We start from the raw sequence: 6,251 nt of genomic DNA, 5'->3' as shown, positions 1-6,251 counted from the left end.
CTCAAAAGGATGGTGGCCGCTCCTCCACATCCCTATAAAATGGTTATTGCTTAAGTGCCTAATTCAATTAATTAAATAAAAACAAAAGCCGTTACTGCGCTAAACAGTAACGGCTTTTGTGCCTTCAGAGGTTATCAGTTGCTTAGGCAACCGGAGCTTCAGTAGGTACCACCTCAAAAGTGTAATCGATAGTAGCTGTTTTGTACAGAATGTGCGCAACAGAGCAGTATTTCTCCAGCGACAAATCAATTGCTTTTTTCACCTTATCCTCACTAAGCGGGCCGGTAAAGGCAAAATGGATATGAATTGCCTTAAAAATTGTGACTGCAGGTTTGTCTGCAACAGGTTCTCTTTCGGCATTCACTTTAATGCTGAAAGAATCGATTTGCTGGCGCTGTTTTTTCAGTATCTGGATAATGTCGATGGCGCTGCAGCCACCCAGGCCCATGAGTAGTAGTTCCATGGGGCGGCCTCCTGCATTATGGCCTCCAATTTCAGGTGAGCCATCTATGTTAACCACTACTCCGGCAGAACCTGTTGCCTGAAAATGATAATCCTGATCTACTCTATTTAATTCTACTTGCATAGTTTGCTACGTTTTCTTTGATCCTGTAATAAAAGTAAAATCCCACTCACAACTACGGGAGCTGAAAGTGGGACTTCTTTAAAATCTGCTAAGTACTAAGATGTAAGTAAGAATCAGTTCGCTGAATTTATTATTTGCCTCAACAAGTCTTGTGTCCTGCGTCCTGATACTTGTGTCCTGTTCTTAGATCATGTAGTTCAGTTCACTTTCGTGTACGATGCTGGCTACCATACCGGCTCCTACTGTGGTATACGATGTTTCGTCTACCAGAATAAAGCCGCCGTTGGCACGGTTGTTCTCGTACTTATCGAGCAGCAGGGGAGTAGCCGTACGGATCTGCACGCGGCAGATGTCGTTTAGCTGCACCTGGTCTACATCCTCAATATTATCGAGTGTGTTTACATCTACTTTATACTGAATTTCTCTTACGATAGCACGTGTTTCGGTAGAGTTGTGGCGAAGCAGCAGTTTAGCCCCCGGACGAAGTGCTTTCGCGTTCATCCAGCAAACAAGCGCTTCAAATTCTTTCGATACGTCCAGGTTATCTTCCTGGCGTACAATTACGTCGCCACGGCTAATGTCCACATCGTCTTCTAGTTGCAGTACCACCGACATAGGAGCAAAAGCTTCTTCGAGTTCTTTACCGCCCATTTCTACCGATTTGATGGTAGAGGTCTGGCCAGAAGGCAGCACAATCACTTTATCGCCTTTGCTGTACACACCACTTATCACTTTACCGGCATAGCCTCTGTAGTCGTGGTGCTCGTGTGTGTGAGGGCGAATAACGTACTGTACAGGGAAGCGCGGGCACGTCAGGTTAAAATCAGAAGAAACAGGAACCTGCTCCAGGTGTTCCAGTAAGTTTGGGCCATTGTACCAATCCATTTCTGTAGACCTGGTTACAATGTTATCGCCTTTAAGCGCGCTAACCGGAATAAACGTAATGTCTTTGGAATGCAGCTTTTTGGAGAACTGCTTATAGTCTTCTACAATCTGGTTGTAAACAGCTTCGTCGTAACCCACCAAATCCATCTTGTTAATGCAGATAACCAAATGCGGAATACCGAGCAGCGACGAGATAATAGAATGACGGCGCGTCTGTTCCTGCACCCCGTTACGGGCATCTACCAGAATAATCGACAGGTTTGAGTTAGAAGCACCCGTTACCATGTTGCGGGTATACTGAATGTGCCCCGGTGCATCGGCAATAATAAACTTACGCCTTGGTGTATTGAAGTACTTGTAAGCCACATCGATGGTGATGCCCTGCTCACGTTCTGCCTTCAGACCATCAGTTAACAGCGAAAGGTCTATGTTGCCATCTTCGTTTACACGACCCGATGTTTCAATGGCTTCAATCTGATCCAGGTAAATCTGGTTTGTATCGTATAGCAGGCGGCCGATAAGGGTGCTTTTACCGTCATCAACACTTCCTGCTGTTATAAATCTTAAAATATCCATCTTAGAAATACCCTCCTTTTTTACGGTCTTCCATGGCAGTCTCCGACAGTTTGTCGTCGATGCGGGTTGCGCCACGCTCACTAATTTTTGAATCTACTATTTCGGCAATTACGCTGTCTATATCATAGGCTATAGACTCTACGGCAGCCGTACAAGTCATGTCGCCAACAGTGCGGAAACGTACGTTGCGGGTTACAATTTCCTCTTCCGGATCGCGGTGAATGAAATCGGAGGTAGCCATTAGTTTGCCATCGCGCACCAGGCACTCGCGCTCATGCGTGAAATAGATATTAGGCAACTCAATTTCTTCGCGTTTGATGTAGTTCCAAACGTCCAGCTCAGTCCAGTTACTGATAGGGAAGGCACGGACGTTCTCGCCCAGGGTGATGCGGCCGTTGTAGATGTTCCAAAGCTCCGGGCGCTGACGTTTCGGGTCCCATTGGCCGAACTCATCGCGCACCGAGAAAATTCTTTCTTTGGCTCTGGCTTTTTCTTCGTCGCGGCGGGCTCCACCGATACAGGCATCAAAGCCAAATTCTTCGATTGTCTCGAGCAGGGTATAGGTTTGCAGACCGTTGCGGCTGGCGTAGCGGCCGGTTGGCTCCGACAGGTTTTGCTTTTTGATAGTGTCCTCTACATGGCGCACAATCAGTTTTTCGCCTAATCTTTCGGCCAGCTCATCGCGGTATTGGATAGCCTCCGGAAAGTTGTGACCTGTGTCGATGTGCACGAGCGGAAAAGGGAACTTGCCCGGGCGGAATGCTTTTTCGGCCAGCCTAACCAGCGTAATGGAGTCTTTTCCTCCTGAGAAAAGCAAAGCCGGCTTCTGAAACTGCCCTGCCACCTCTCGCATGATGTGTATTGCCTCTGCTTCCAGCTGCTCCAGGTAATCGAGATAGTACTTGTTCATTTTATTAATATCTGTACTTTTTATTTTAGACTTAAGACACAAGACGTAAGACAAAGGACTTTTTTTAATAATGACGCTGCTATTTAAGTCGTTTAATTGATCTGTTTAAAAAGCAGTTGTAGTATTTTAATTTTATTCAAGACTACTTAAAAAGTCTAATATCCTGTGTTTTGCGTCTTGTGTCCGGAAAAGATTAATGAGTATGTAAACCGCACTCTTTTTTGGAGTTATCTTCCCACCACCAACGGCCGGCTCTAAAGTGCTCGCCTGGCTGAATGGCTCTTGTGCAGGAGGCACAGCCGATGCTGACAAAGCCCTGGTCGTGCAGCGGGTTGTAGAGCACGTAGTTATCTTTTGCGTATTGCGTGGTTTCCTCGAAGCTCCACTCCAGCAGCGGGTTGTACTTCACGAGTTGCAGTTTTTCGTCGTACTCCAGCGCCTTTAGCGTTTGGCGGGCATCAGACTGTTCTCTCCGGATGCCGGTTACCCAGCACTTTACACCTTGCAGCGCACGGTTAAGCGGCTCCACTTTGCGTATGTAGCAGCACTCTTTGCGGTTCTCCACCGATTGGTAAAAGCTGTTCGGTCCCTTCTCGTTCACCAGTTTCTCAACAGAGGCTGTGTTAGGGAAATAAACTTCTATTTTGGTTTTGTAGCGCTTGTTGGTGTTGTGCAGCAGGTTATAGGTTTCATTAAAAAGCCTGCCTGTGTCGAGTGTGAACACTCTGATCGGAATATTGTTAGCGAGAATAAGGTGGGTCACCACCTGGTCTTCTATACCAAGGCTGGATGAAAAAGCGATCTGGCCCGGAAATTTCTCTGCCAGGTACTGCAGGCTCTCCACAATCGATTTCGATGCGATAGCGCTTTCCAGCTCCGGTACTTGTATGGTTAAAGCTTCTGTTTGGCTCATTTTCAATGGGTAATGGTTCTTCTAATCAGCAGAGGATGGTTTAGGTGCCTCTTTGTTCCTATCAGGTCAAAAGCCTTTTTAACTTAAGTATTGCCTGTTTAAGTACCTCAACAAAAATCAGGCGTGAAATGTCTCCGTAAGCTAATAAATTTCTGCTTTTTTGTTAGTTTCAGAACCTCTTGCTTATTAGAAGCTACACAACTCGCAAAATTAAGAAATATGTTCCGGATTCTATGATGTATAGGCAGCCAATCCTTAAAAAGTATCTGTAGGTCCTGTATCCGGAGGAATACACCTATGCCATAGCTTGCTGACATGAAATAGAACTAAAGGTTGAAAATGTTAAGTCAGGGGCCATAACGGGTATTGCAGACCTAGCCGATGAAGGAAATGCCAGGGAGATGATTAGCACACGCAACAACAGCAGCCATATGCGTGCATGTAGCTGGCAGCCATTAAAAAAGCAGAAAGAGGAGAGGTTGCAGCCACTAAACGGCCGGATTCTGAATTGCTTGTATGCGTGCTTGTCATCATTGTTATAAAAAATTTATATTTCCCCGATTTTCGGGCTAGGAAGTGGCACCTTCCCCAACATGGGTGGTTGCCAGAGGGTCGTGGAGCCTAATCTCTCGCCTCTTCTTCTATAAATTTCGTTGAAGCCAAAATGGCTTTTGCTGCTGCAAAGTTAAGAACTTTTTGTTATAAAATGCTTTTTATCAACAAATTGTTTATGAGAGCAGAATTTTGTTGTAAAAATGGCTATTTGAATGGGTAGCTGGAGATGATTTTCCGAAAAGCCTTTTCTCTCTACCTTCTCTTCCCTCTTTGTCATTCTGGAAAAATCTTGTGGGCGAGCGCCGTTAGCAATGGTTATTGGCTTGGCGGTCTAAGTTCACATAGTAGCTTTTCTGCTGTGATTTTAGCCTGAAGCTGTTTCATAGTTAGCTTCTTTGTACTTTTTGTCTTGATACAAAAAGAACCAAAAAAATCAAAATCGAGCGCCCCTTCCCCCACACGCTGAACACTCAAACAGTTTATTTTTAATATGTGCACCTGGCATTTGGGCTCGCTTCGTTGTTAACTGCCGTAAAAGATAAATTTGATTACAGCTTTAGGGAAATTATTCTAATGCTTTTAGCCTTCAGAAGGTATTTGGATGCCAATTAGTCAAGGGTAGAGAGGGTGATTTAATCAAATATTCGAAGTTTATCTAAATCAACCATTCAACAATTTGACCATGTGACAATTTAGCAATTCAACAACCAGCAACTATCAATCAACAATCAAATTAATCAGATGAAAATAGCCTTCCGGAGACTTAAAGGTACCGGAAGGCTAAAGGCTTAACTCACATTTTAAATTTCTACTTTTTAATTTGGCGCAGCCTAAGCGGCCATAGAAGCGACATATTTCACGAGCGAGCGCTTGGCGATGGGCAGCAGCGAATGCTCTACCGGGCAAGGTACTTTGGCCACGGCCGCAAAGGTAGCGGGGTTAGGCAGTTCTCTGTTCTCTTTTACCAGCTGCACCTTCAGGCCTTCGTGCGTAAGAGAAAGGCCGCGTCGAACGGTTTTCAGGAGGTGGGTGTGTATGCCCCTGTACTTTTCGTAGGTGTTCTGGAAAATCGTGATCTGGTACAGGTACACCTGTGTTTCTTTGCCGTAATACGGGTCGAGGAAAAGGTAGCCTTCGTTAAAATACATGGGCGTAATGCCGACCGGGCTAATTTCGAGGTGTTTTTCTATGAACTCGTAAAGCTCCTTGCCAGCGTCTACGGCATTTACAAAAAGCGGGGCGGCAAACTGCAGAATCTCCTCTATCTGCTTCATAGTTTCGTCGTCTTCCACAATTTTTTCATAGACCAGCTCCAGCTTCTCAAAATCGGCCCGGCTGATGCGCTTCGGAAACTGCTCATACACCAGCTTTTTGTGCTCCTTTACCTGCTGCAGGTTGCGGTAGTGCATAATCAGGTCGGAGAACACCGGGTAAAGGCGCTGTTGTTTAAACTCCGATCTGGCGTTTTGCAAGTAAGCCAGCAGCAGGTACTTCTTATATTCAAAATCTATCAGACCTTCGGTTAGCCAGTTTATGGGTAAGTTTTGCATAAGTACGCTCGTTTAGGGTGAACAATTTGAATTATCTGAAGGAAGAAAGCTGTGCATAAAGCCTTGGGTATACAGGCTCAGTTAGCAGTAAATAAGACGAATATAACGAAATGGAAGTTGCCGGTCAACTCAAAAGACGGCGATTAAGAAAGTAAATTAATTGGTATAAAACAGATAATAAAGGATGCTATGTAAGACTTCTGTTGCGTCTGCTGTGTATAAATAACACGTAATATTATCTCTGTTTCCGCTTTAGAATGCTGAATCATACCTCTA

At 45.0% G+C, this 6,251-nt stretch carries 5 protein-coding genes and 1 riboswitch; all 5 genes read right to left on the bottom strand.

Annotation, left to right across the window (positions count from 1 at the left end; genetic code table 11):
* Window positions 1-142 precede the first annotated feature (142 nt).
* The 5 genes from FVR03_RS17050 to FVR03_RS17030 all read right to left on the bottom strand — a co-directional run bounded on the left by FVR03_RS17050 (window position 143) and on the right by FVR03_RS17030 (window position 5,975).
* The gene (locus FVR03_RS17050) at window positions 143-586 is read right to left on the bottom strand and encodes an OsmC family protein (protein ID WP_147922972.1); all 444 of its coding nucleotides are present in this window, start codon (window positions 584-586) and stop codon (window positions 143-145) included.
* 183 nt (window positions 587-769) lie between these two features.
* Window positions 770-2,047, bottom strand: a complete 1,278-nt coding sequence (locus tag FVR03_RS17045) for a sulfate adenylyltransferase subunit 1 (RefSeq protein WP_147922971.1) — start codon at window positions 2,045-2,047, stop codon at window positions 770-772.
* Window position 2,048: 1 nt separating this feature from the next.
* The gene (gene cysD / locus FVR03_RS17040; protein WP_147922970.1) at window positions 2,049-2,957 is read right to left on the bottom strand and encodes a sulfate adenylyltransferase subunit CysD; all 909 of its coding nucleotides are present in this window, start codon (window positions 2,955-2,957) and stop codon (window positions 2,049-2,051) included.
* Between the two features lie 193 nt (window positions 2,958-3,150).
* Entirely contained in the window at window positions 3,151-3,870 is a 720-nt protein-coding gene (locus FVR03_RS17035) for a phosphoadenylyl-sulfate reductase (RefSeq protein WP_147922969.1), read from the bottom strand.
* Window positions 3,871-4,414: 544 nt separating this feature from the next.
* Window positions 4,415-4,520: riboswitch (SAM riboswitch) on the bottom strand.
* Window positions 4,521-5,255: 735 nt separating this feature from the next.
* Window positions 5,256-5,975 carry a hypothetical protein gene (locus FVR03_RS17030; protein ID WP_147922968.1) on the bottom strand — a complete coding sequence of 240 codons (720 nt, stop codon included), beginning with the start codon at window positions 5,973-5,975 and terminating at the stop codon, window positions 5,256-5,258.
* Window positions 5,976-6,251: the final 276 nt, after the last annotated feature.

It is taken from the genome of Pontibacter qinzhouensis (assembly GCF_008017455.1).
In the GTDB taxonomy this organism is placed as follows: Bacteria; Bacteroidota; Bacteroidia; order Cytophagales; family Hymenobacteraceae; genus Pontibacter; species Pontibacter qinzhouensis.
This window is presented reverse-complemented; position numbering and strand designations above follow the sequence as displayed.

Excerpts from the sequence above, each read along its gene's own strand:
- FVR03_RS17045 (WP_147922971.1), bottom strand. The coding sequence starts at position 2,047 with ATGGATATTTTAAGATTTATAACAGCAGGAAGTGTTGATGACGGTAAA.
- FVR03_RS17030 (WP_147922968.1), bottom strand. The coding sequence starts at position 5,975 with ATGCAAAACTTACCCATAAACTGGCTAACCGAAGGTCTGATAGATTTT.
- FVR03_RS17035 (WP_147922969.1), bottom strand. The coding sequence starts at position 3,870 with ATGAGCCAAACAGAAGCTTTAACCATACAAGTACCGGAGCTGGAAAGC.
- FVR03_RS17050 (WP_147922972.1), bottom strand. The coding sequence starts at position 586 with ATGCAAGTAGAATTAAATAGAGTAGATCAGGATTATCATTTTCAGGCA.
- cysD (WP_147922970.1), bottom strand. The coding sequence starts at position 2,957 with ATGAACAAGTACTATCTCGATTACCTGGAGCAGCTGGAAGCAGAGGCA.